At 50.1% G+C, this 23,640-nt stretch carries 23 protein-coding genes; 8 read left to right on the top strand and 15 right to left on the bottom strand.

The window, feature by feature from the left end; genetic code table 11:
- Positions 1–62 precede the first annotated feature (62 nt).
- Positions 63–596, bottom strand: a complete 534-nt coding sequence (locus tag ABD843_RS11735; RefSeq protein WP_345083348.1) for a DUF6252 domain-containing protein — start codon at positions 594–596, stop codon at positions 63–65.
- Between the two features lie 236 nt (positions 597–832).
- Between ABD843_RS11735 and ABD843_RS11730 the strand changes: the two genes are divergently transcribed.
- From ABD843_RS11730 to rplL, 5 genes are all read left to right on the top strand, one after another.
- On the top strand, positions 833–2,929 hold the full coding sequence (locus ABD843_RS11730) for a dipeptidyl-peptidase 3 family protein (protein WP_345083346.1): 2,097 nt from the start codon (positions 833–835) through the stop codon (positions 2,927–2,929).
- 300 nt (positions 2,930–3,229) lie between these two features.
- Positions 3,230–3,682: a 50S ribosomal protein L11 gene (rplK, locus tag ABD843_RS11725; protein ID WP_345083344.1), complete on the top strand. Its 453-nt coding sequence runs from the start codon at positions 3,230–3,232 to the stop codon at positions 3,680–3,682.
- Between the two features lie 51 nt (positions 3,683–3,733).
- On the top strand, positions 3,734–4,420 hold the full coding sequence (rplA, locus tag ABD843_RS11720) for a 50S ribosomal protein L1 (protein ID WP_345083342.1): 687 nt from the start codon (positions 3,734–3,736) through the stop codon (positions 4,418–4,420).
- Positions 4,421–4,504: 84 nt separating this feature from the next.
- Positions 4,505–5,017 (top strand): 50S ribosomal protein L10, encoded by a 513-nt coding sequence (gene rplJ, locus ABD843_RS11715; RefSeq protein ID WP_345083340.1) that lies wholly within the window; start codon positions 4,505–4,507, stop codon positions 5,015–5,017.
- A 90-nt stretch (positions 5,018–5,107) separates the two neighbouring features.
- Complete coding sequence (gene rplL / locus ABD843_RS11710; RefSeq protein ID WP_345083338.1) at positions 5,108–5,485, top strand: 50S ribosomal protein L7/L12; 378 nt, start codon at positions 5,108–5,110, stop codon at positions 5,483–5,485.
- Between the two features lie 116 nt (positions 5,486–5,601).
- On the opposite strand, the gene ABD843_RS11705 is transcribed toward rplL, so the two are convergent.
- The gene (locus tag ABD843_RS11705; RefSeq protein ID WP_345083336.1) at positions 5,602–7,665 is read right to left on the bottom strand and encodes an ATP-binding protein; all 2,064 of its coding nucleotides are present in this window, start codon (positions 7,663–7,665) and stop codon (positions 5,602–5,604) included.
- 127 nt (positions 7,666–7,792) lie between these two features.
- Positions 7,793–9,700, bottom strand: a complete 1,908-nt coding sequence (locus ABD843_RS11700) for an OmpA family protein (RefSeq protein WP_345083334.1) — start codon at positions 9,698–9,700, stop codon at positions 7,793–7,795.
- A 129-nt stretch (positions 9,701–9,829) separates the two neighbouring features.
- On the opposite strand from ABD843_RS11700, the gene ABD843_RS11695 reads away from it, so the two are divergent.
- Positions 9,830–11,104, top strand: a complete 1,275-nt coding sequence (locus ABD843_RS11695; RefSeq protein ID WP_345083332.1) for a DUF2130 domain-containing protein — start codon at positions 9,830–9,832, stop codon at positions 11,102–11,104.
- A gap of 29 nt (positions 11,105–11,133) precedes the next feature.
- Here the strand turns inward: ABD843_RS11695 and ABD843_RS11690 are convergent, their stop codons facing one another.
- From ABD843_RS11690 to rpsL, 7 genes are all read right to left on the bottom strand, one after another.
- Positions 11,134–12,375, bottom strand: coding sequence for a glycosyltransferase family 87 protein (locus ABD843_RS11690; RefSeq protein ID WP_345083330.1), 1,242 nt, complete (start codon positions 12,373–12,375; stop codon positions 11,134–11,136).
- A 46-nt stretch (positions 12,376–12,421) separates the two neighbouring features.
- Positions 12,422–12,952: a hypothetical protein gene (locus ABD843_RS11685; RefSeq protein WP_345083328.1), complete on the bottom strand. Its 531-nt coding sequence runs from the start codon at positions 12,950–12,952 to the stop codon at positions 12,422–12,424.
- Positions 12,942–14,261 (bottom strand): AAA family ATPase, encoded by a 1,320-nt coding sequence (locus tag ABD843_RS11680; RefSeq protein ID WP_345083326.1) that lies wholly within the window; start codon positions 14,259–14,261, stop codon positions 12,942–12,944. Before ABD843_RS11680 ends, ABD843_RS11685 begins: the two co-directional genes overlap by 11 nt.
- 72 nt (positions 14,262–14,333) lie before the next feature.
- Positions 14,334–15,122: an inositol monophosphatase family protein gene (locus ABD843_RS11675; protein ID WP_345083324.1), complete on the bottom strand. Its 789-nt coding sequence runs from the start codon at positions 15,120–15,122 to the stop codon at positions 14,334–14,336.
- Between the two features lie 4 nt (positions 15,123–15,126).
- Positions 15,127–16,572, bottom strand: coding sequence for a TolC family protein (locus ABD843_RS11670; RefSeq protein WP_345083322.1), 1,446 nt, complete (start codon positions 16,570–16,572; stop codon positions 15,127–15,129).
- 106 nt (positions 16,573–16,678) lie between these two features.
- Positions 16,679–17,146, bottom strand: coding sequence for a 30S ribosomal protein S7 (rpsG, locus tag ABD843_RS11665; RefSeq protein ID WP_345083320.1), 468 nt, complete (start codon positions 17,144–17,146; stop codon positions 16,679–16,681).
- 34 nt (positions 17,147–17,180) lie between these two features.
- Complete coding sequence (gene rpsL, locus ABD843_RS11660; RefSeq protein WP_345083318.1) at positions 17,181–17,585, bottom strand: 30S ribosomal protein S12; 405 nt, start codon at positions 17,583–17,585, stop codon at positions 17,181–17,183.
- Between the two features lie 272 nt (positions 17,586–17,857).
- Between rpsL and ABD843_RS11655 the strand changes: the two genes are divergently transcribed.
- Together ABD843_RS11655 and ABD843_RS11650 are read left to right on the top strand one after the other, a co-directional pair.
- A complete protein-coding gene (locus tag ABD843_RS11655) occupies positions 17,858–18,664 on the top strand; it encodes an energy transducer TonB (protein ID WP_345083316.1) in 807 nt (268 codons plus the stop codon).
- An 8-nt stretch (positions 18,665–18,672) separates the two neighbouring features.
- Complete coding sequence (locus ABD843_RS11650) at positions 18,673–19,992, top strand: bifunctional folylpolyglutamate synthase/dihydrofolate synthase (protein WP_345083314.1); 1,320 nt, start codon at positions 18,673–18,675, stop codon at positions 19,990–19,992.
- Positions 19,993–20,032: 40 nt separating this feature from the next.
- Here the strand turns inward: ABD843_RS11650 and ABD843_RS11645 are convergent, their stop codons facing one another.
- The 5 genes from ABD843_RS11645 to ABD843_RS11625 form a co-directional block, all read right to left on the bottom strand.
- Positions 20,033–20,437: an ExbD/TolR family protein gene (locus ABD843_RS11645; RefSeq protein WP_345083312.1), complete on the bottom strand. Its 405-nt coding sequence runs from the start codon at positions 20,435–20,437 to the stop codon at positions 20,033–20,035.
- 11 nt (positions 20,438–20,448) lie between these two features.
- A complete protein-coding gene (locus ABD843_RS11640; RefSeq protein WP_345083310.1) occupies positions 20,449–21,141 on the bottom strand; it encodes a MotA/TolQ/ExbB proton channel family protein in 693 nt (230 codons plus the stop codon).
- 143 nt (positions 21,142–21,284) lie between these two features.
- Positions 21,285–22,001 (bottom strand): ribonuclease III, encoded by a 717-nt coding sequence (gene rnc, locus ABD843_RS11635; protein WP_345083308.1) that lies wholly within the window; start codon positions 21,999–22,001, stop codon positions 21,285–21,287.
- Entirely contained in the window at positions 22,002–23,261 is a 1,260-nt protein-coding gene (gene fabF, locus ABD843_RS11630) for a beta-ketoacyl-ACP synthase II (protein ID WP_345083306.1), read from the bottom strand.
- Between the two features lie 39 nt (positions 23,262–23,300).
- Complete coding sequence (locus tag ABD843_RS11625) at positions 23,301–23,537, bottom strand: acyl carrier protein (protein WP_345083304.1); 237 nt, start codon at positions 23,535–23,537, stop codon at positions 23,301–23,303.
- Positions 23,538–23,640 lie beyond the last annotated feature (103 nt).

Raw genomic sequence — 23,640 nt, 5'->3', positions numbered from 1 at the left:
GCATAAATGAAGAGACCGCATCTTGTAGGATGCGGTCTCTCAAATTAACTGCAGAGAATATTTTACCACTTATTTATCTTGAAGTACCCATTGCGGATATTCACAACCTTGCTGTTCTGTGATATGCCTTTGAAATAGAATTTGCCTTCTATCACGGCCGTATCATTGCGGCTTATCCTCAGCCCGCCAGAGTTGCTGCGGTCGCTGGTGAATATCTCGCCTATGTAAGTGCTGTCGCTGAATTCTGCCCTGCGGCCATAGTTCTGCCATTCCATGCTATACACATTACCTGCCCACACATCGCGCAGGTACAGCATCAGTCGTACAGAGCTATTGACCTTAGAAGCTATCAGTACATTGCTCCCCGATGTATCGAGGTAGAAGTATACATCATCTGCCACCCATTTAGAGCCGTTTATATCCATGCTCAGTGGCTCCGAACCGCTCCAGTTGAACTCCGAGCCATCCAGGGGTGTCACAGGGTTCACAGCACCATTGGCCGGGCTTTTCGGATCTGTCTGGTAGTCTCCGTTACTGCACGATGCCATACTACCCAATAATGCGCATACCAAAGTGCCGTACAATAGTTTTTTCATGTATAGAAATTATAACGGGTAAAGATAAACAAAAAAAATGTTCCTTGTCAATATTTATCCACATGTTCTGCTTGTAGCTCCATATGGACCTCATCAGAAGATGAGACGTGCTATTTCTCCGGAATGTATGCTTCGTGGCAAATATTTTTCTACTGCCGCACTTCCGCTACATCTGCACTGGGGCAAATACTTATAATGAAATAAAATGTACTTTTAACGTCCATTTCTTATAATACATGAAGAACAGAATGAACCTTAAATGGGCCATACCGGCCATGGCCATAGGCGCCCATGTACTCACCGGCTGCGGCAACAGTGCCGACACAGCATCTGCCCCCAAGGCCGATACCACAGTTGTGGCCGATGGCTATGACGACAATTTCGTCACCGAGGCGCAGGCCTTTGCCGACCTCCAGCTACTGCGCTACCAGGTACCCGGCTTCAAAGGGCTTTCGCTGCAGCAGAAAAAGCTCGCCTACTACCTCTACGAGGCCGCCCTCTGCGGCCGCGACATCATTTACGATCAGAAGAGCAAGGAAGGTATAATGCTCCGCAAGACCATAGAGACCATGTATGGCACCTATACCGGCGACAAGCAGAGCGATGACTGGAAGAAGTTCGAGACCTACTGCGGCCGTGTATGGTTCAGCAGTGGCAACTATCACCACTATAGCAACGAGAAGTTCATACCCGAGTGCTCTTACGAGTACTTCACCTCTGTGCTCAAGGCCAGCGATACATCGAAGCTGCCTAAAGAGGCCGGAGAAAGTGTGGATGGTTTCCTGGCACGCATAAAGCCCACCGTGTACGACCTCAAGTTCAAACCCAAGCTCGTAGACCTCCGCCCCAATGTCGATAACATAGTGGGCTCTGCCAACAATTTCTACGAAGGGGTCACTCAGAAAGAAGTAGAGGCCTTCTACAAAAAATTCGACTCCAGCGCCAATGCACCCTCATGGGGCCTCAACAGCAAGGTGATGAAGGAGAATGGCCAGATGGTAGAAAAGGTATGGAAGAGCGGTGGCATGTATGGCGCAGCCATAGACAAGATCATCTTCTGGCTCGAAAAAGCCGTTACCGTGGCCGAAGATGCCGAGCAGAAAAAGGCGCTCGAGCTCCTGGTACAGTTCTACAAGACCGGCGACCTCAAGACCTTCGACGAGTATAGCATAGCCTGGGTACGAAACACATCTTCACGCCTCGATGCCGTGAACGGTTTCATAGAGGTATACATGGATGCTATAGGCAAAAAAGGCAGCTACGAAAGCACGGTGTCTCTCAAAGACATGGAAGAGACCAAGCGCATAGAGGCCATAGCCAAAGAGGCCCAGTGGTTCGAGGACAACTCGCCCATCATGAAGGAGCATAAGAAAGATACCGTGAAGGGCATCACTGCCAAGGCCATCACCGTTATAGTGGAAAGCGGCGATGCTGCCCCCAGCACGCCTATCGGTATCAACCTTCCCAATGCCGAGTGGATCCGTGCAGAGCATGGCTCGAAGTCCGTATCGCTTACCAATATCATTCATTCTTACAATGTAGCTAGCGCCAAGGGTGGACTGGCTGCCGAATTCGCAGTGAACGATACCGTACTACAGCGCCTGAAGCAGCATGGCTCACTGGCCAGCGACCTGCATACCGATATGCATGAATGTATCGGCCACGCATCGGGCAAGCTGAACCCCGGCGTAGCCACTACCGATGTAACGCTGAAGAACTATGCCAGCTGCCTCGAAGAGGCCCGTGCCGATCTTGTGGGCCTGTATTATATATACGACCAAAAGCTCGTAGACCTCGGTGTTATGCCCAGCCTTGAGGTAGGTATGGCCGGTTACGACAATTATATGATGAATGGCATCATTACCCAGCTTACCCGCCTGAAGCCGGGCGAGCAGCTGGAAGAGGCACACATGCGCAACCGTGCGCTGGTAGCCCGCTGGGCCTTCGAAAAAGGCAAGAAGGACAATGTAGTGAGCATGGTGAAGAAAAATGGCAAGACCTATGTGCAGGTCAACGACTATGCCAAGCTGCGCCAGCTCTTCGGCGAGCTCCTGCGCGAGATACAGCGCATCAAATCGGAAGGCGACTACAAGGCCGGCAAGGCGCTGGTAGAGACCTATGGCGTAAAGGTAGACCCTACCCTGCACAAAGAAGTGCTGGCCCGTTTCTCTACGCTGGGCATTAAGCCATACCGTGGTTTCATACAGCCGAGGCTGGTGCCGGTGAAGAACGGAGAAGATATAACCGATGTAAAGATCGAATACCCCGACAACTTCTTCTCACAAATGATGGAATACGGCAAAAGCTATGGCTTCCTGCCTGTGAAGAATTAAAAAAATAGCGATAGAAGATGCACATGTGCATCTTCTATCTATTTTATATAAATGAGACGCAAACTCTGGGGTTTGCGTCTCATTATATATACACCTGGTCTATATCAGGCCCCATCCCGCTCCGCGTCTCGACCAACACAACACAAAAAAATTTCTTTTTTATTTTTTACTTTTATTTTTTACCCATACCTTTGCACTCCAATTTCTCATTTTGCTCTTAATTTAAGAATGCATTGGGAGAATAGGCCCCGAAGCCACAATGGCCAGGGACAGATTCGTTAACACCAAAAACCAATTAAAATGGCTAAAGAGATCAGCGGCTTCGTGAAGCTGCAGGTAAAAGGCGGACAAGCGAACCCAGCTCCGCCCATCGGCCCGGCGCTCGGCTCCAAAGGCGTCAACATCATGGAGTTCTGCAAGCAGTTCAACGCTCGCACACAGGACAAGATAGGCAAGGTACTTCCCGTTACCCTTACCGTTTACACCGACAAGTCTTTCGACTTCGTTATCAAGACCCCTCCCGCTGCTATTCAGCTCATGGAAGCTGCAAAACAGCAGAAAGGTTCTAAAGAACCTAACCGCCAGAAGGTAGGTAAGGTGACCTGGGCACAGGTAGAAGAGATAGCCAAGGACAAAATGCCCGACCTCAACTGCTTTACGCTCGTTAGCGCTATGAGCATGGTAGCAGGTACGGCACGCAGCATGGGCTTCACAGTAGAAGGTACAGCACCCGAAGGCATCACTGTTAAATAATGGCAGCCACCTGTTAACAGTATTTTTTCACCTTATTTCAAAAGAACTGAAATGGCGATCACTAAAAAAAGAAAAGCTGTAGAAGCTAAACTCGATAAAAACAAGCAATACACACTGGCAGAAGCTGCCGGTATGGTAAAGAGCGTGAACCTTACAAAGTTCGATAGCTCGGTGGATATGCACATACGCCTCGGTGTAGACCCCAAGAAGGCCGATCAGGCCATCCGTGGTACAGTTACCCTGCCTCACGGTACAGGTAAGACCAAGCGTGTACTCGTACTTTGCACTCCCGATAAGGAAACAGAAGCAAAGAACGCAGGTGCTGACTATGTAGGTCTGGACGAATTCGTACAGAAGATAGAAGGTGGCTGGACAGATGTGGACGTGATAGTAGCTACACCTTCGGTGATGCCTAAGATAGGCCGCCTGGGTAAGATACTCGGCCCCCGTAACCTCATGCCTAACCCCAAGACCGGTACTGTGACCAACGATGTGGCCGCAGCCGTTACTGACGTAAAGGGTGGTAAGATAGCGTTCAAAATAGACAAAGCCGGTATCATACACGCCTCTGTAGGCCGTGTGTCTTTCGAGCCCGGCAAGATAGCAGAGAACGCACAGGAACTCATCAATACACTGGTGCGCATGAAGCCCGCTACTGCCAAGGGTACCTACCTCAAAGGCATCAGCATGGCATCTACCATGAGCCCCGGCCTTGCGATAGATACAAAGAGCGTTTAATTGTCGAATTGAAACAAAATTGAATAACCTATCTGGCAATAACGGCCAAAAGCCGGAACACCCAGATCGTCAAAATAAAATAAAATGACACCTGCTCAAAAAAATGAAGCAATAGAAGTACTGAAAGGCAAATTCGCCCAGTACAGCAATTTTTACATCACCAATACCGAGTCTCTGACGGTAGAACAGGTGAGCAAGCTCCGCAGGCTTTGCTTCGAGAAGAATGTGGAAATGAAGGTGGCCAAGAACACCCTCATCCGCAAAGCCCTCGAAAGCTTCAACGATACGAAATATGATGGCATATACGACTCCCTGCATGGTGTTACTGCCCTCATGTTCTCCGACTCTCCGAAAGAACCGGCCATGATACTGTCTTCTTTCCGTAAAGGCGGCGGCGACAAGCCCGTGCTGAAGGCTGCGCTTATAGACACTGACGTGTTCGTAGGCGACAACCAGCTCGATGCACTTACCAAGATCAAGACCAAGAACGAGCTCATCGGCGAGATCATCGGTCTCCTTCAGTCTCCTGCCAAGCGTGTACTGGCTGCCCTGCTGCACCACCACGAAGGCAAAGAAGAGGCTACCGCAGAGGCATAATGCTGATGCGATCAACAACGGCTTCCAGGTCAATATATATTTAAGTGAGTACCAAAAAACAATTTTAAAAACAGAACAAAACATAATAAAATGGCAGACATCAAAGCATTAGCCGAGCAATTAGTAGCCCTTACTGTAAAAGACGTACAGGAACTGGCTAACGTACTGAAATCAGAATACGGCATCGAGCCAGCTGCTGCTGCAGTAGTAGTATCAGGTGGTGGTGGCGCAGACGCTGCACCAGCTGCTGCTGAGAAAACATCTTTCAACGTAGTGCTGAAGAACGCAGGTGCGTCTAAGCTGAACGTTGTGAAGGTAGTGAAAGACCTCACCGGTCTTGGCCTGAAAGAAGCCAAAGAACTGGTTGATGGCGCTCCTAAGAACGTGAAAGAAGGCGTTGGCAAAGCAGAAGCTGAAGACATCGCTAACAAGCTGAAAGAAGCTGGCGCTGAAGTAGAGATAGCCTAATTCTCTCCGGCACATCTTATAGGAAAGACCATCCTTCGGGATGGTCTTTTTCTTTATGGCGGTATGCATAACACCCTGCATTACCCAATCAGATCACAACACTATTACATTTGGTATTATTCCCCGGAGACAGGGAACTCGAAATGGAAAGTAGCGCCCTTGCCTTCCTCGCTCTCTACCCATATATCGCCGCCATGGGCCCTGGCTATCTGCATAGATATAGATAGACCCAGGCCATGCGTCACCTCGCCCTGTGTACCTGCCTGGCGTGCATCCGTGAAAACATCGAAGATATGAGGCAGATTCTTGGCAGGTATGCCTATACCTGAGTCGCGTACAGATATATGTACCTTATCGCCCACCTGCTCCAGTACCACGTTTATCACCGTACTCTCGTAGCTGAACTTTATGGCATTGGCTACCAGGTTGTTTATCACCCTGCGTATCTTATCCTTATACACACTGGCATGTATGTGCTGTGCGGGGTACTTAGTGATGATCTGCTGCCTCTTCGATAGCGCCCTGAAATTGAGGAGTTCTACCGCACGCGCCACCAGCATATTTATATCGGTGTTCTCGCGGGTCATGGTCTTGTCATCATACTGCTCTGCCGCCTCTATTATGTCTTTGCTCAGGTTCAGCGAATTGGCGCTGGCCTCGCGTATCAGGTTTATCACATGTACCTGTTCTTCCGTAAGGCTCTCTTTTTCGTAAAAGAGTATATCTGTCAGCGATACTATGGCAGCTATGGGGTTCATCACATCATGCGCTACAGACCGCAGTATCCTTGTCTTATCCTTCTCTTTATTGCGCAGTTCTTCCAGTGCATCTTCCAGCTGCTCTTTCTGCTCATTTATCTTGTTGTTCAGCTCGGTCAGCAGCTTTAGGTTCCTGCGAGACCGGCGCGCATTGCGCCATACCAGCAGTACCAGGGCTATGAAGGTAATGGCCAGCGCGGTCACTATCACCATATAGGTGCGTTGCTGTTTCTTGTCTTTGGTCAGCAGGTTTATCCGGTACTGTTTCTCCAGGTCCTTCACGCGCATGTCCAGGTCGGTCTCCATCAGGTCCTTATGCGCATTTATATACTCCTCGTTCTTTATGGTATACATGCGCAGGTGCCTGAAGCCGTTCAGGGAGTCGCGCACATGCTCGCTGTATCGCCACATCAGCTTGTGCCACAGCATCTCTACGCGGGCATTGGGTATGGTATCCAGCTCGGTCGCTATCATATCCATCACATCCTTCGAGCCACGCACATCTCCTGTTTTGAAGTAAAGGTCGGCCAGCTTCACCTGGTCTATGAGCGCATCCGAATTGGTATAACCTTTCTGCAGGTTTATATTGATACTATACTTGTACAATGTCTTGGCAGAATCGTATTTGCCTTGATGCACATATACTTCGGCCATATTGCCGTACACTACTGCCTTAGCAGCTTCGAATACTACCGGCAATTTGAAAGTATATTTCCCCCGCGATGTATCTATGTACTGCAATGCCATGCGATAATATACCAGCGCACTATCGTATTTGCCCAGGGCATTATAGCAAAGCCCGGTATTATCCAACACTTCCTGTTTGAAATAGAAGAGATTGAAATCTTCGGCGCATGGCTGCGACTGTGCATATGCCTCCTTAAAGCGCATTGCCGATTGCTGAAAACGCTGCTGGCGGTAGAGGGTCATCGCCAGGCTGTAGGTATATGTACGCAGCGAGCAGGAGTCCTTACTGTCCAGTGCCAGCTTCTGTGCTACAAAATAGTAGTTGTAGGCATCGTTGTACATGCCTTTGGCAAAGAGCGCATCGGCTTTTATATTGTAGGCCACTATACGGGCCATGGCCACCGCACGCGACTCTTCGGCCCGGTTCAGTACGGCCAGCATACTATCAGCTATCTCTATAGACCGGTCGTGCTGGCTGAAGTGGTTGTAATAAACATTGCTGGTAGTGAAATACTTGATATGATCTTCTATCGAAAGGTCGTTCAGGGTCTTATACGCCTCCTGTATCATTATCATCCCCTGCTCGCTCCGGCCCGAATCTGAGAGCTTTTCTGCTGCCGTACAGACGCTGTCGAACTGGCTAAGCCCTACCTGCTTTGTATCGCCGGTACCCTTACAGGCCACAAGACCTGCGATCCAAATGACCGATATGATATATACTATCCTTATTCTCAAAAAATGCCGGAGGAAGGTTGCGACCGTGAAAGTATACTTATTAGGCTAAGTTATCAAAAGAAATGGGATAAATGACTTGTTATTAAGAAATTAAAAACAACTATCGGCACACATTCTTACAGGGCACTCAACGCCTTATCACTATCTCTACTCTTCGGTTCTGCCGTCTGCCCTCCTCGGTATCATTGGGAGCTATGGCATTGGCCTCTCCCCACCCTTTTGCCGACACGGTGGAAGCATCGAATCCCAATGCTACTATCTCCTGCGCTATGATGTTGGCCCGCTTGTACGATAGGCCCTCATTTATCATTGGTGTACCCGTATTATCGGTATAGGCATTCACCAGTATGGTTATCTCCTTTTCTTCCATCCACGGCTCCATCACACCTTTCAGCGTGGCTTTATCCGCCGGGTTCAGCTCTGTCACCATCACATCGAAATGCACAGACCCTACAACGCTGTCATTTATCGGTTTCAGCGGGTTGTACCCTATCACCAGCATAGCTATGTTATAGGTAAGCGGCTGGGCTATATGCGCCGAGTCCAGCATCACGGTATCGCTTACCGGCTGATAGCCTGTACGCGCAGTATGCAGCGCATACCGTTTCAGCGGCTCCAGCGTTATCACATAGCTGGCATCGCCCCGATTGCTGCGCAGTTCATATAGGGTATCTCCTGTCGCGGCATTGCATACCAGTATGGCGGCAGAGTTCAGCCTGTCGCGGGTGATGCTGTCTACAACTATACCCTGCAGGTAGCTCATGGGTGTGGGCCCCATAATAGCCGGTAACTGCGTGTGGTAGATATCATAGTTGCCCGAAGGCCCGTTACGGTCGGACGCGAAGAAAAGCGTCCTTCCGTTCAGCGATACGAACTGGCTCTTCTCATCATGCGCCGTATTTATGGGATGGCCCAGGTTCTCGGCAGGGCCCCATTTACCGGTGCCCTTCCTGCGCGATACAAAGATGTCCGCCCCTCCGAAACCCGGCCTGCTGTCACTGGCAAAGAAAAGGGTGCTGTTATCTGTAGCTATGTAGGGGGTTATCTCATTGCCGACAGTGTTCACTCCGGGGCCTGCATTCACCGGCAGTTGCCACAAGCCGTTCTCAAAACGCGATATCCATATGTCGTAGCCGCCATAGCCGCCGCGCCTGTCGCTTACAAAGTAGAGTTCCCGGTTATCGGGCGATACAGAGGGCATGCCTTCATAGTCGGGGGTATTGATGGTCTTGCCAAAGGGCTGTGGCTGTGTCCAGGGCGAATCGAACGCTACACGATAGGCCATGAACATATCACAACCACCCTCGGCCCAGCCGTTCTCACTCCGGTTCTCGCATCGGGTAAAGAACAGGTAGTGTCCGTCGGCCGATATGAACTGCGACGACTCCTGGCTGGTACTATTGGGCGGTGAGCCTGCATTGTATGCTCTGAACCATCCGCCGCAGGAATCGGCCATGGTAAAGTAGAGGTCCTCGTCCATGTTGTTCATACGGCGGGTGAAGAAAAGGCTCTGCGTATCTACCGCCATAGAGGGAAACAGCTCGGGAGCATCGGTATTGATGCGTATACCCAGGTTCTGCGGCCATACACCCCACGACCGCAGCATGGCCGAGCGTACGAATATGGCCTGTGTGCGAAGCTGGTTCCAGTCGGTACTGTCGCGAATGGTGGCGAAGTTGTCTATGAGTGGCATGGCCTCGTCAGGCCTGCCGGAATAGATGAGACTTTTGGCCAGTGGCTTGGCAAAACGCGAACGGCCGTCCCTGCATTTGCCCGATGCCTTGCGAAATGTACCCACCGCCCGCTCGAAGTCGTGCGCCTCGAAGTACCATTGGCCCAGCAGGCTGTATGCATCGGCATTTACAGGGTCGTTCTCCAGGCTCTGCTCCAGTACCGCACATGCTTCGGGATATTTTTTCTTTGCATGCAGATCCAGCGCCTTGCCGAAATACAGGACGGCTTTTTTCTCTGACTGAGCGGTAGCAGCATGGCAGAGACACAGGAGTACAAGTATGAATAACCGGGAAAGGCGCATTTGCCTCTAAAATACAGCAAAAACGATACAGGCATATACCTGTGGCCGGTAAATTAGGGATATTCCACCTGCAACGGCACTCATGCCACCCACGTTTTTAGCCATTTCCTGTTTACTTTTGAGGTTATCATGTCCACATTAGTAGTTTGCCCCAATTGCAGTCACCAGTTCGAGCCCACAGCGGCCATAGCCCAATCGGTAAAAGATGAGCTAACACGCGAGTATAACCAGAAATGGCAGGACCTATCGCGTCAAAAGGATGAGCAATACAGGCAAAAAGAACTACAATGGCAAAATGAGCAGCAGGAGCAGGCAAGAAAGGCAGAAGAGGAGAAAAAAGCGCTGGCCACTACCCTGCGCAGCGAGCTGGAAAAAAAGATAGCTGCCGACCACGAGGTACAGATGCGCCTGCTGGAAGAAGAGAACAGGAACAAGGAAAATAAGCTGGCCGAGGCGCGGGAAAAGGAACTAGGCTTTCTGAAAAAAATGGAAGAACTGCGGGCCAAAGAGCAGGAACTGGAACTGAATATGCAGCGCCGCCTGGCCGAGGAACGCGAGCGACTGACAGAGGCCGTAAAGAAAGAAGAGGAAGAAAGGAACCGCCTGCATGTCACAGAATTCGAAATGAAGCTGAAGGAGCGCGACAAGCAACTGGAGGACCAGCGCAGGCTGATAGAGGAGATGAAACGCAAGAGCGAACAGGGATCGATGCAGCTGCAGGGCGAGGTACAGGAACTGGCGCTGGAAGAGTTGCTGCGCAGTGCATTCCCCTTTGATGTAGTAAGCGAAGTAGGCAAGGGTAAACGCGGCGCCGACTGCATACTGACGGTGCGCAACAACTATGGGCAGGAGTGCGGCAAGATCATTTTCGAGAGCAAGCGCACAAAGGACTTTGGCAAGGACTGGATAGAGAAGCTGAAGGCAGACATGCGATCGGAGGGTGCAGAGATAGGCGTGATAGTGAGCCAGGCCATGCCCGACGGCATTACGAGTTTTGGCCAGAAAGAGGGCATCTGGATATGCACCTTCCGCGATGCGGTGATAATGGTGACCATACTGCGCGAGCTGGTGATGAAAGTATATGGCGCCAGCAAAAGCCAGGAGAACAAGGGCGATAAGATGACCCTGCTGTACAACTACCTTACCAGCGGCGAATTCGCCCAGCAGTGGCATGCCATAAGCGAGGGTTTTGTAAGTATGCGCAACTCTATACAGCGCGAGCGCGACCAGATGGAAAAACTATGGAAGGCGCGAGAGAAACAACTGGAAAAGGTATTGCTGAACGCAGCACACATAAAGGGCTCGATAGAAGGTATAGCCGGCATGGATGTGGACCTGAACCTACTACCCGATGGGGGCATCTCCCCTACCCTCTCTGAGGGCGATGGTGGCATGCAGCAATAATGATACGGCAGACATGCGCCGAGTAATATCTATTCAGCCCAGCTTCTTACCATGGCATCTTTGCGCAGGCGAAGAATATCTACCAATATAGCCACCCATGCTATGATGCAGGGCACCACCTTTATATCGTAGGGATAAATGAAATTGTTGCGCACTACGGGCGGGAAGATATCGGTAGTACCGAGGCTGGTGAAGATGAACACCAGGGCAAATACAACGGTACGCCACATGGTACGCGGCTGCGTGAAGAACCAGATACCCACACCTGCCACAGTAATGATGAAAGTAGGCGATTCGGCCTTGTGGTTGAAGATGACCACCCATACCAGCATAGATGCGAGTATGAGCAGGCGGTAGGCCTCGTTGCGATACACATCCCACCTTATGAACTGCACCATGTATAGTACTATACCCGCTATGCTCACCATGGTCTTCACATCCCTCATACCGAACCATGTCTCCAGCCAGCCGGCCACCGAAATGCCTGTGGCGGCAACTGCATCGGCAGCTATCAGGTCCTTCCAGTTCTGGTACTGCCATAAGAGGGTATTGAAAGGAGTGACCAGTAGCGGCAATGCCCACAGTACTACCATCCACATAGCTGCATAGAGCGCAAAGCGCACCCTGCCCGGGTACAGCAGGAAGAAGGAGAAACCTATGAGGCTATAAACCTTGATGTAGGCCGCCAGCACCAGCCATAGCGTGGCCCACAGGGGTTTGCCACGGTGCATACAGGCATAGCCTGCTATCATCAGGCCGCACATCAGGCCATTGCTCTGCGTGTTCTGCAGGCAGGTGAGCAGCTCCAGCGCCACGAACCATAGCAGCAGGCTCTGTGTGCGTGTCTTGAAGGGAAGCATGCGTATAGCGAAGAACACCGCTATGGCATTGAGGATATCCCATATGCAAATGCCTATGACATCGGGCAGGTAGGCCATAGTACCCATGAGCATGGCAAAAGTGGGGCTGTACTTATAAAAATCCCAATGCCGGTCGGGGTAAAGGCCATAAAGGTTCGTACCATCCAGCAGGTGGAAGTAAGAGTACTTGAAGATAAGGTAGTTGTTGTACTCGGTCATTTGCCGCCCTATGAACTGGTTCATATACTCTGGCTTGTTCATGATGTCCTCGGGAAATGTACCCGGTTTGGGCATGATGAAGGGATGTGTACCCAGCAGTATCTGCTGCACACCCGCTATGACGGCCAGCCCTATGAATACGACAAGCAATGTCTGCGGCTTCAGCAAAAAGGCAACCAGTTTATCGCGCATCGTGGGAGTGAATGAGGCGTAAAAGTGCAAATTGAACTTTAAAATATCAATAGTCGAAAAATAACTTTTTCAACCCTTGGATCGTTTCTGCTTTTCGGGTTTGTCGAACGGCGGGATCAGGGTAAAATCTAAACAACTTATTAATTGCTTGCTGAATAAGATCATCTGCAAAGATGAAAAAGAAAGTAGGATATATAGCAATACCATTCTTCAAAACAAGTAGTGACCCTGCTATTTTATTCTCCAGTTCGATTTGTTTTAAGTTTCGCCTAACATCAATATGGTTCAACTTAAGCTCAACTAATACCAAACATCTTTCACTACTATCAACATCTTCAACCGCAAAAGCCAGATCCATTGATCTATTACGGTCTCGTCCTTGCTGAAATGCCTGATCTGCTTCAACAAGATCCATATCTATTACAGTTTCACCCTTTATAAATTGTGGTAACGCGATCTTATTATTTTCATCGTTCTTAGATATAGCATCATCAAATGATAATAGACATCTTGATAAGGCGACCACTAAAAAAGATTCTGAAGTGGTTTTTGGGCAATACTTGAACCTATGCTCCATATTGATCTATACGCTCAATAGCTCTATTGAATGACTTAAAGATTGGTTCGATATCTATACCTAGATGCATATAATCATATACATAGTTACCGCCTTTTTTGTCTGCAAAGTAATAATTGACCTTATCCAAATTTCCCTGCTTTTCAGATATGTATCTTATTGCACCAACGAAATCTGGATCGTGACTGGCAATGAAGAATTTTACACCAAGTTGCTTATTAAGCAAAACAATCATTCTGGCATACTCTACGATCCATTGCGGATGTAAATGAACTTCCGGCTCGTCTATAATAAGTAGGGTTTTATCATTCAACGCCCCATTCTTTAATAAAAGCTGCAATATTGCGAAGGACTTGATACCAGTAGCACAATCCAATAGATCATAAGTTATGCCATCGGTGCGTTTGTATATAAAATCTCTTCCCGATGGGCTCTCGTCTAATGAGACCTCTCCTTTTATAACTTCCTTACTAATTATTTGCGACAAGTCAGAAGATATTGACTTGCCTCTTTTTCTCAACAAATCATTAAGATCATTCCAATATTCAACCTCTGCATCCTCCATTCCAATGACCATTGGTGTATCTGTATAGATCACATTCTGTATAGAGAACGGTATTGATAAATTACTCTTATCTTTTGAGAAGATAGGCTCGTTATACTCTAGTACTTCTAGATGTTTGGGTAGTATTCCTTCTGAGAAAACGCCTGATAATGCCTCTGCAAATAACGAAGTTGGTCGAGATTTGACCTTCCCCAATGCCTTTTTAAAATGAGATCTTAGAATTTCATCGATTTTCTCAAATGAAGATGATAGACTTTCTATCTTTTTATTTTCTTTTTCTCCACTTTCTCTTTCTAAAATATCATTTATAATATAAAGTAACCTTCTTGGTCGTTCTGATAGTATTTTCTCTTTCTCGTCAACTATAGAAACATAAGAATTTTTGACAGAGTTGATCAAATGGCTCCATCTTTCCATTTGCTCTTCAGAAAAACGCTCTATGTCGTATAGATCATGAAGTTCCTTCCTAAGCTCATTACGCAGTACTTTATTATTTGAAATATGCAGTTCTGAGATAGCTATCTCGACAAATCTAAAAATATCCCTCAAATTACGGTTCAACTCTCCGGTTACTAATACTTCATAATTACATGCTGTTTTAAATAAATAATACAACAACTTTGATAAAGTACTTTTCCCGCTGCCATTCTCTCCTGCCACGATCGTTATACCATCTATAATGATATCGGCATTAGATACAGCCCTAAAATCTTCAACTTTTATTCTTATCTGTGGAACACTCATCTTTTATGATTAGTAATAACTAAGAATTTGGTAGTAAAAGTAATCACAACTTAGCATAATAGACCAATGCGGTCATTGCCCACCCCTTCTTATGGCACTGAGCAGATCGTTGTGGATATGGCCGTTGGTGGCAAGGGTCTGCCGGTCGAAGACATCGCCTATCTTGCCATCGAAGTCGGTGATGGTTCCACCGGCCTCCAGCACTATGAGGTAGCCTGCGGCCACATCCCAGGCACTTAGGTTGTACTCCCAAAAACCATCGAACCGGCCACAAGCCACCCAGCACAGGTCTATAGCGGCAGAGCCCAGGCGGCGTATGGGAAGCCCCTCAAGCACCAGCCGCTCGAATACCTTTACGGGATGTTCCAGCGTGGTCTCGGGCCATTTGTAGGGGAAACCTGTAACAAGGAAAGCGGTCCTGAAGTCCTTCTTCCCCGATACCTTTATCGGCTGGCCGTTCAGCGAAGCGCCCTTGCCTTTTTCAGCAAAGAAGAGCTCGTTCATCATGGGGTTATATACTGCACCCATTATTACGCTACCCTTGTGCAGCAGGCCTATGCTCACGCAGCACAGCGGTATGCCATGTGCAAAGTTCACAGTGCCATCTATGGGGTCTATGATCCATTGGTATTCGGACGCCTCTTGAATGAAGGAGCCGGACTCTTCGCCTATGATACTATGGTCGGGAAAGGAAGCACGAATGATGTCTATGATGCGCGACTCGGCGAGCTTATCCACCTCGGTAACAAGGTTGTTGATACCATCCTTATGATCGATGCGGAAGATACCGTTGAAATAGCTCAGTATTATCTTCCCGGCCTCGCTGGTAGCGTTCAGCAATACATACTTCAGTTCTTCCATAGTATCACAATTTTAGCTCTTTGCCCTGGTAATACTCTATCACCTTCAGCCTGAACAGCAACTGATATTTTGCCCCTACCAGGTTAGATGCAGCGGCAAATTCAGAGTTCTTGGTCACCAGCAGGTCTACGGTGCTGGTGAGGCCCAGGTCGTACCGTTTCTTAGCAAAATCGAGGGCACGTTTTGCGGCATCATCGGCACGCCTGGCAGCATTGTAGCGCTGTACTGCATTGAAGGCATCGTTATGGGCCTTGTATACGCTCTGTTTCAGTACCAGCTCGGCATTGTACTCTGCCAGTTGGGCGCTGGCAAGGTTCACCTGTGCCTGCTTTACACCATAGCGTGTTTGCCAGCCATTGAAGATGGGTACGTTCAGGTTCAGCACCACAGACTGGCGAACGTTGTTCTTGATCTGGTCGCCGAAGGGAGTGTTCTCTACAGTTGGCATCTGTATGTATTGAAAAATGGGTATTCGGTCGTTGTTGAACTGCAGGAAGTTGGCAGTAGGTGCTACCAGGGTATCGCCATATCCTGCTATACGCTGAAAATTGCTGGCGAAGTTAGTACCTACCTGGTAAGACAGGCTGAGCTGTGGGTAAAGGCCGCTTTTGGCTGCAGCAAGCCCCTTTTCGGCAGCCGCCACACGCAATTGGTTGCCCCTTATAGAGCCGAAGTGCGAACGGGCGGTAAGGAATATCTCCTCGGGCTGGGTCACGGTTATCCGCAACTGGTCGTCGGCAGCTACTTCCGGTGCCTGCAGCACCATGGGCTCGCCAAAGTCCAGGTTCAGCAGGGTCTTCAGGTCTAGTATAGAAGAGTTATAGCTGGCTATCGCATTGATAAGGTTAGCGCTGTCGGTAGCCAGTTGCGATTCCTGCTGGGCCACGTTCAGCTCGGGCAGGCGGCCTGCACCGGCAAATGCGCGTGTCTGGTCCAGCAGGGCCATGGAGAGGTCTACCTGGCTGCGGGCCACATTTATCTGTTCCTGCGCCAGCAGGGCCGCCAGGTAGCCATTGGCCACATTGAGGGCTATATCATCGCGTCGCTGGTCCAGGTCGGCAAGGGCGGCCTCCAGGCTGTATTTGTTGCGGGCTATGGTGTTGCGCACCTGCATCCAGCCGAAGAGCAGCACATTGCTGCTGGCCGATGGACCCAGGAAGTCGTAGGTAGATTCTACGAACTGGTTGGTAGTAGGGTTGATGGAACGACCGAAGCTGCGGCCATACGATGCACTGGCATTCAGCGAGGGTATCTGCGACAGTTCGCTCTGCCGCAGTGCGTAGCGGGCAAGGCGGGCATTGAGCGAATCCTGGCGAATAGTGATGTTGTGGTCTATGGCATATCGCACACATTGCTGAAGGGTCCAAACGTTGCCTGGGGTGCGTTGCTGCGCCATGGCAGGGCCGAACGATAATAGAAGGGCAAGTAAAATAGCGGTGAGTAAGCGCATCTAACAAAAGTAAATAAAAGATCGGTCGGTAATGCAAGGCTATGTATACAAAAACAAAGAACCCCGCAGAAAGCGGGGACCTTGATAATATGATCTGGTTATACTGTTAGATCTTGAAGTGCGAGAACGCCTTGTTGGCCTCGGCCATACGGTGCGTATCTTCTTTCTTCTTGAAAGCGCCGCCTTCACCCTTAGAAGCTGCAACTATCTCGTTGGCCAGCTTGTCGGCGATGGTCTTACCGTTGCGCTCGCGAGAGAAACGGATGAGCCATTTCATGCTCAGCGATATCTTGCGGTCGGGGCGAACTTCAGAAGGTATCTGGAAAGTAGCGCCACCTATCCTGCGGCTGCGCACCTCTACAGCTGGGGTCACATTGGTAAGGGCTTTCTTCCACACCTCGTAACCATCTTCGTTGGTCATTTTCGACACTTTCTCGAGAGAATCGTAGAACGCGCTGAGCACAACTGTTTTGTTGCCACCCCACATGAGGCAGTTAACGAAACGTGTTACGTTCTTATCGTTGAATTTCGGATCCGGAGCTAACGGAAGTTTTTTTGCTTGTGCCTTTCTCATCTGACGATCAGATAGTATTAAATATAGTTAATAATTATTTTTTACCTGCTGGTTTTGCGCCACCCTTGCCTTTGTCTTTCTTGGTACCGTACTTAGAGCGGCTCTGCTTGCGGTCTTTTACACCGGCAGTATCGAGCGCACCGCGTACGATGTGGTAACGTACACCCGGAAGGTCCTTCACACGACCACCGCGGATAAGCACTATCGAGTGCTCCTGCAGGTTGTGACCCTCACCTGGTATGTATGCTATCACCTCTACCTTGTTGGTAAGGCGCACCTTGGCTACCTTACGGAGGGCCGAGTTCGGCTTCTTGGGAGTGGTAGTGTACACACGGGTACATACACCGCGGCGCTGCGGGCATGCGTCCAACGCGCGTGATTTTGATTTTGTCCGTATCTGCTCACGGCCTTTGCGTACTAATTGCTGTATTGTAGGCATTGCTTACGTTCGTAATAAAATTAAAATGGAGTGCAAAGGTAAGGTAAATTTTATTATTTCAAAAAAGTATCAAAGATATTTTTCTGACCTTATCTTATGCGGAGTGCAAATATAGGGAACATAGGCCGGAAAGGGAGAGAAAAAAGAATGGCCGGAGCAACCAATAACATAGGGTTCGTCGCCACATTTTGTTAATATACCCGGCCTGGCGCCGTTGTACCACCAGTTATATTCATTTTCCGCTATTTTTGTCTACAGATCCACAACTTCTGATGCAGATATCATTGCAACATACCAAGCAACCGGCGGTGAACAACAAGGCCCTGGCATGGAGCATAGGCATACATGCCTTGCTGCTGCTGCTTTTCTTCTTCTTCAGCTATACCATACCCACCGTGCAGACGACCGATATAGGCGGTGGCCTGGAGGTGAACCTGGGCACGAGCGAGGACGGCAGCGGCACAGACCAGCCAATGTCGCGCAAAGACCCTGCCGAGTACCAGGCAACAGTGGTATACAAGACCACTGCCGCACGCAGCAGTGTGCCGCAGAACATAATGCAGACCGACCAGGGCGATGCCCCCGCCGTAGAGAACATGAGCAAGAAGAACGGCAGGGACAATGCTACCGAGGCGGGAGCGGCCAGGCAGTCGCCACGCTATACCTATGCCGGGGACAGGGGTGAGGGCGGCAACAGCGCACAGCAGGATATGGCCGGTAAAAGCGAAGGCAATACCACCGGCTCCGGCGACAGGGGTGTACCAAGTGGCACACCCGGGGCCGAGAACTATACAGGTACACCCGGCAATGGCACGGGAGGCATAGGCCATACCCTGTCGGGCAGGCATATATACCCCGATAAATTCGAAGCGGAATTCAGCGAGAGCGGCAAGGTGGTGATACATGTGACCGTAGACCGCAATGGCAACATAGTGGACAAGCGTGTAAAAAGCTCATCGGGCGCACACCTTACGCGCATAGCGCTGGAAAAACTATCGGCCGCGAAATTCAGCAAAAGCGATGGCTCCGAGCCGCAACAGTTCGGCGATGTGACCATCATCTTCAAAACACGCCACTGATCTTTCTTATGGACAATACCGGCTACGGTGACACACTCCGATATCTGTACGAACGCCTGCCCATGTTCTCGCGCATAGGCAAGGCGGCCCTCAAGCCCGACCTTACCAATACCATAAAGCTATGCGCAGCGCTGGGCGACCCTCACCACACCTTCAAAGCCATACACATAGCCGGCACCAACGGCAAGGGCAGTGTGAGCCACTCGCTGGCGGCAGTGCTGCAGCAGGCAGGTTACAAGACGGGGCTATACACATCGCCCCACCTGGTAGACTTTCGCGAACGCATTCGTGTGAACGGCCTGCCAGTGAGCAAAGAATGGGTGGTAGCATTCACAGACCGCATAAAAGACAGTATAGAAGAGATACAGCCATCATTCTTCGAGATAACGGTGGCCATGGCATTTGCCTACTTTGCCGAAGAAAAGGTAGATATAGCAGTGATAGAAACAGGCCTGGGCGGCAGGCTGGATAGTACGAATGTGATAACCTCCATACTATCCATCATCACCAATATAAGCTACGACCATAAGGACCTGCTGGGAAATACACTGGCAGAGATAGCCGCAGAGAAAGCAGGCATCATAAAGCGAGGTGTGCCTACAGTGATAGGCGAGCAACACCCAGAGACAGAACGTGTGTTCTTCGAGCATTCGGTGCATAGGCAGAGCGTGCTGCACCATGCGTCCTCCCTATGGGGTATGGTGCGTGTAAGGCAGGATGCCCGGTACCAATACTACAAAGCTATACACAATGCCCGCCGCGAGATGTACGACCTGCATACCGACCTGCTGGGCCACTACCAGCAGCACAACATAAAGACGGTGCTGACGAGTGTAGAACTGCTATCGCACCAGGGGTATAAAGTGAGCATACCGGGCGCTATAGCCGCACTGGCAAATGTGAAACGCCTTACCGGCCTGCGTGGTCGCTGGGATGTATTGCAGCAAGAGCCCCTGGTGGTGTGCGATGTGGCACATAACCCCGCAGGCGTGCAGGAAACACTGGCACAGTTCGCGCAGGTGAATGCCGGTCGCAAGCATATAGTGTTGGGCTTTGTGAAGGATAAGGATGTGGCAGAGGCCCTATCGTTCTTCCCGAAAAATGCGACCTACTACTTTACCAATGCGCAGATAGAGCGCGCCTTGCCCGCGGCAGAACTAAGAGCCGCAGCAGAGCTGGCCGGACTAACAGGCGAGGCATACCCCGATGTAGCAGCAGCTACCGAAGCTGCACAGGCGACCATGGCAGAAGGGGACGCACTGCTCATAACGGGCAGCTTCTTTATAGTAGGCGATGCCATCGCACTCTTCGACAAGGCGCTGGCATAGAACGTCTTCTACCCTACTGAAAAACGGTAATGGTACGGGTTTACCTGCTATTGTTCTCTACAGCAAGTACAGTGCGTAGCTTCAGCTCGTGAGCGGCACGCATGATGGCCACTATATTGTCGGCAGTGGCGGCTTTGTCGGCATTTATCACCACGGTAGGCTCTGCATCCTGCGACTTGGCTATAGCAGCGGCTATAACAGGCTTCAGGGAATCTACTATCACAGGCTTGGTGCCTACGAAGAACTCCTGCTTATCGTTCACCGATACTACTACGGTCTGCTTGGCCTTTGTGTCGCTCTTGGCCTTGGGTATGCTCAGCTTCACCACATTGGGGTTGGCCAGTGTAGATATGATGAGGAAGAACAGCAGCAGTATGAACAATATATCGTTGAGGGCAGATGAGTGCCCCATCGGGTCGTGCGCCAAACGTCTCTTTATGTTCATGTAGCTGTGGCTTAGTGGTTGGTTTGCTGTATACTGTCCAGGAACTCTACCGATGTGGCCTCTATGCCATGCACGGCCTTATTGATCTGCGCATTGAGGTAGGCATAGCCTACATAGGAGAGCAGACCAATGATAAGACCGGCCGCAGATGTGACCATCTTGGTATAGATACCGCCCGCTATGGTCTCTAATGAAAAACCCTGGTGCTGCACATTGAAGAACAGGATGATCATACCGGCTATGGTACCCAGGAACCCGAATATGGGTGCTATACCTGCTATGGTAGAGAGTACAGAAACATTCTTCTCCAGCTTGTACACCTCCAGGCGGCCTGTGTTCTCCATAGAGCGTTCTATCTGGTCCACCGGTTTACCCAAGCGGCTGATGCCTTTTTCCAGCACACGCGCAGCGGGGGTGGCATTGTTGCGGCAGGCAGCCAGCGCACCCGATGTATCGCCGGTAGCAACAGCCTGCTGTATGCGCACCATAAGGGTAGGATCGATGGCTGATGCCTTGCGGATGACCATGAGACGCTCTACGAACACATAGACCATTATACCCGAGCAGAGGAGCAGCGGTATCATCAGCGCGCCACCTTCCATCAGCAGGTTGAAAAGCGATATTTTCTCGGGAGCCGGGGGGGCTGCAGCGGCCGCTGTGTTCAGCGCCGTATCTACCTGCAGCAAAATGGAGAGTAACGTCATGTGCATTTTTTGGGATAAAGCAAATGTAATTAAAAACACACATAGCATATATGAGGGTGTGCGTTTTATGTATACTTTAACCAACACAGAATTAACACCCGATAAATACAGGGGAACGGGAAGAAAGACAATGAGAAACAACACTATACCCCCAGCGCTTCCATGGCATTGCGTGCGGCCACCTGGCCGGCCTCCTTCTTGTTGAAGCCTGTGCCTGTGGCCACCTGTGCGCCGTCTATCACTACGGCTACGGTAAAGAGCTTGCGGGTGCCCTCATTACGCTCGTCCACGGTCTCAAAGACAAGCTGTTTATTGCTGCGCTGTGCCCAGCTAAGGAGCTGGTTCTTGTAATTGGTATCGGTGCTTTCCATAGTGTCCAGGTCTATGTAGGCACGGATGATCTGCTTCAGGATAAAGGTGCGTGTCTTGGCAAAACCCTGGTCGAGGTAGACAGCGCCGATAAGCGCCTCCAGCGCATTGCCGAAGATATGGCTGCGGCTGAGGCCTCGGTCGTTCTGATTGTACTGTACCAGCTTGTTGAGGCCCATGCGCAGGGCCACATTGTTCATGGTCTCGCGGCGCACTATACGCGAGCGCAGCTCGGTAAGGTACCCTTCGGGCTGGTAGGGATATTTTTTGAAAAGGTATTCGGCTATGATAGCGCCAAGGATGGCATCGCCAAGGAACTCAAGACGTTCATTGCTATCGGTCACATCATCGGGACGTGAACGATGCATGAGTGCAAGCCTGTAGTACTCTATGTGCTTGGGGGTAAAGCCAACAAGGTGCTCTAATTGCAGCAACAACTGCTTGTCGGAAGAGGAGGAGTTCTTTAAGATGCGATCGATGAAGCGCCTCAATTATTCCGAGAATTTTTTGAAGATGACAGAAGCATTGTGTCCTCCAAAACCGAAAGTGTTGCTAAGCGCTACATTTACCACACGCTTCTGTGCCTTGTTGAACGTGAAGTTCAGCCTCGGGTCGAATGCCGGATCATCGGTAAAGTGGTTGATGGTAGGCGGAATGATGTCGTGTACCGTAGACAGTATGCTGGCTATGGCCTCTATAGCCCCGGCGGCACCCAGCAGGTGTCCGGTCATAGACTTGGTAGAACTGATGTTGATGTTGTATGCATGCTCGCCGAACACACGCTGTATAGCGGCTATCTCGCTGATATCGCCAAGCGGAGTGGATGTACCGTGAACATTGATATAATCGATGTCTTCGGGTTTCATATCGGCATCGGCCAAGGCATTCTTCATTACGTTGTATGCACCCAGGCCTTCAGGATGCGGAGCCGTAAGGTGATAGGCATCGGCGCTGAGGCCGCCACCTGCCAGCTCGGCTATTATGGTAGCGCCGCGGCGTTTGGCATGCTCATACTCTTCCAGCACTATAGCGCCTGCACCTTCGCCCAGTACAAAGCCATCCCTGTTCAGATCGAACGGGCGGCTGGCCGTATGGGGTTCGTCATTGCGCTCAGAGAGGGCCTTCATGGCGTTAAAACCACCTATACCGGCCTCTGTCACCACGGCCTCAGAGCCACCACACACTATGGCATCGGCTTTGCCGAGGCGCAGATAGTTGAGGGCATCTATGAGTGCATTGGTAGAGGAGGCACAAGCGCTCACCGTAGCGAAGTTGGGGCCGCGGAAACCATACTTCATAGAGATATGGCCTGAGGCTATATCCAGTATGAGCTTAGGAATGAAGAAGGGATTGAAACGGGGGGTACCATCGCCATTGGCGAAGTTCTTCATCTCTTCGATGAAGGTGATCATACCGCCTATACCCGAACCCCATATAACACCTACCCTATCGTGGTCTATGCCGGGCTCGGTGAGCCTGGCATGACGTACGGCCTCATCGGCAGCTACGAGCGCTATCTGTGAGAAGCGGTCCAGTTTCCTGGCCTCTTTGCGTTCGAAGTAATTTTCGGGATTGAAATCCTTTAGCTCGCAGGCGAACTTCGTTTTGAACTTGGTAACGTCGAACTGCTTGATAAAGCCCGCACCTGAAACGCCATTAACCAATCCATCCCAATATGAGGGTATGTCATTGCCTAATGGCGTCAGGGCTCCCAGGCCCGTAACGACAACTCGTTTTAACGGTAAGCTCATTCTAACGATCCTTGTTACAGTGAAGTGTGTACTAAAAAATTACTTAACGTGCTCTTCCAGGTAAGTGATGGCCTGGCCCACAGTGGTGATGGTCTCAGCCTGCTCATCGGGGATAGAGATATTGAATTCTTTTTCGAATTCCATGATCAGTTCCACAGTGTCGAGAGAGTCAGCTCCGAGGTCGTTGGTGAAGCTAGCTTCATTATTCACTTCAGATTCGTCAACACCCAGTTTGTCCACGATGATCTTCTTAACGCGATTTGCAATTTCAGACATAGTTAATGCGTTTAAAATTTTATGCTGCAAAAATATACTTTTTGGGATAATGAGGAAGGAATATTTTCTTTTGTGGAAATTTTTTTAAAAAATAGACGAAAAC

Origin of the sequence: Nemorincola caseinilytica, assembly GCF_039540515.1 — a bacterium.
In the GTDB taxonomy this organism is placed as follows: Bacteria; Bacteroidota; Bacteroidia; order Chitinophagales; family Chitinophagaceae; genus Nemorincola; species Nemorincola caseinilytica.
The sequence above is the reverse complement of the archived record's forward strand: the minus strand, read 5'-3'. Positions and strand labels throughout refer to the sequence as shown.

Bases quoted from the DNA above. Each gene is read 5' to 3' on its own strand.
- ABD843_RS11655 (WP_345083316.1), top strand. From the start codon at position 17,858: ATGCAGATATCATTGCAACATACCAAGCAACCGGCGGTGAACAACAAG.
- rplL (WP_345083338.1), top strand. From the start codon at position 5,108: ATGGCAGACATCAAAGCATTAGCCGAGCAATTAGTAGCCCTTACTGTA.
- ABD843_RS11625 (WP_345083304.1), bottom strand. From the start codon at position 23,537: ATGTCTGAAATTGCAAATCGCGTTAAGAAGATCATCGTGGACAAACTG.
- fabF (WP_345083306.1), bottom strand. From the start codon at position 23,261: ATGAGCTTACCGTTAAAACGAGTTGTCGTTACGGGCCTGGGAGCCCTG.
- rplA (WP_345083342.1), top strand. From the start codon at position 3,734: ATGGCGATCACTAAAAAAAGAAAAGCTGTAGAAGCTAAACTCGATAAA.
- ABD843_RS11685 (WP_345083328.1), bottom strand. From the start codon at position 12,952: ATGGAGCATAGGTTCAAGTATTGCCCAAAAACCACTTCAGAATCTTTT.
- ABD843_RS11670 (WP_345083322.1), bottom strand. From the start codon at position 16,572: ATGCGCTTACTCACCGCTATTTTACTTGCCCTTCTATTATCGTTCGGC.
- rpsL (WP_345083318.1), bottom strand. From the start codon at position 17,585: ATGCCTACAATACAGCAATTAGTACGCAAAGGCCGTGAGCAGATACGG.
- rplJ (WP_345083340.1), top strand. From the start codon at position 4,505: ATGACACCTGCTCAAAAAAATGAAGCAATAGAAGTACTGAAAGGCAAA.
- ABD843_RS11690 (WP_345083330.1), bottom strand. From the start codon at position 12,375: ATGCGCGATAAACTGGTTGCCTTTTTGCTGAAGCCGCAGACATTGCTT.
- ABD843_RS11695 (WP_345083332.1), top strand. From the start codon at position 9,830: ATGTCCACATTAGTAGTTTGCCCCAATTGCAGTCACCAGTTCGAGCCC.
- ABD843_RS11640 (WP_345083310.1), bottom strand. From the start codon at position 21,141: ATGACGTTACTCTCCATTTTGCTGCAGGTAGATACGGCGCTGAACACA.
- rplK (WP_345083344.1), top strand. From the start codon at position 3,230: ATGGCTAAAGAGATCAGCGGCTTCGTGAAGCTGCAGGTAAAAGGCGGA.
- ABD843_RS11650 (WP_345083314.1), top strand. From the start codon at position 18,673: ATGGACAATACCGGCTACGGTGACACACTCCGATATCTGTACGAACGC.
- ABD843_RS11675 (WP_345083324.1), bottom strand. From the start codon at position 15,122: ATGGAAGAACTGAAGTATGTATTGCTGAACGCTACCAGCGAGGCCGGG.
- ABD843_RS11680 (WP_345083326.1), bottom strand. From the start codon at position 14,261: ATGAGTGTTCCACAGATAAGAATAAAAGTTGAAGATTTTAGGGCTGTA.
- rpsG (WP_345083320.1), bottom strand. From the start codon at position 17,146: ATGAGAAAGGCACAAGCAAAAAAACTTCCGTTAGCTCCGGATCCGAAA.
- ABD843_RS11735 (WP_345083348.1), bottom strand. From the start codon at position 596: ATGAAAAAACTATTGTACGGCACTTTGGTATGCGCATTATTGGGTAGT.
- ABD843_RS11700 (WP_345083334.1), bottom strand. From the start codon at position 9,700: ATGCGCCTTTCCCGGTTATTCATACTTGTACTCCTGTGTCTCTGCCAT.
- ABD843_RS11645 (WP_345083312.1), bottom strand. From the start codon at position 20,437: ATGAACATAAAGAGACGTTTGGCGCACGACCCGATGGGGCACTCATCT.
- ABD843_RS11730 (WP_345083346.1), top strand. From the start codon at position 833: ATGAAGAACAGAATGAACCTTAAATGGGCCATACCGGCCATGGCCATA.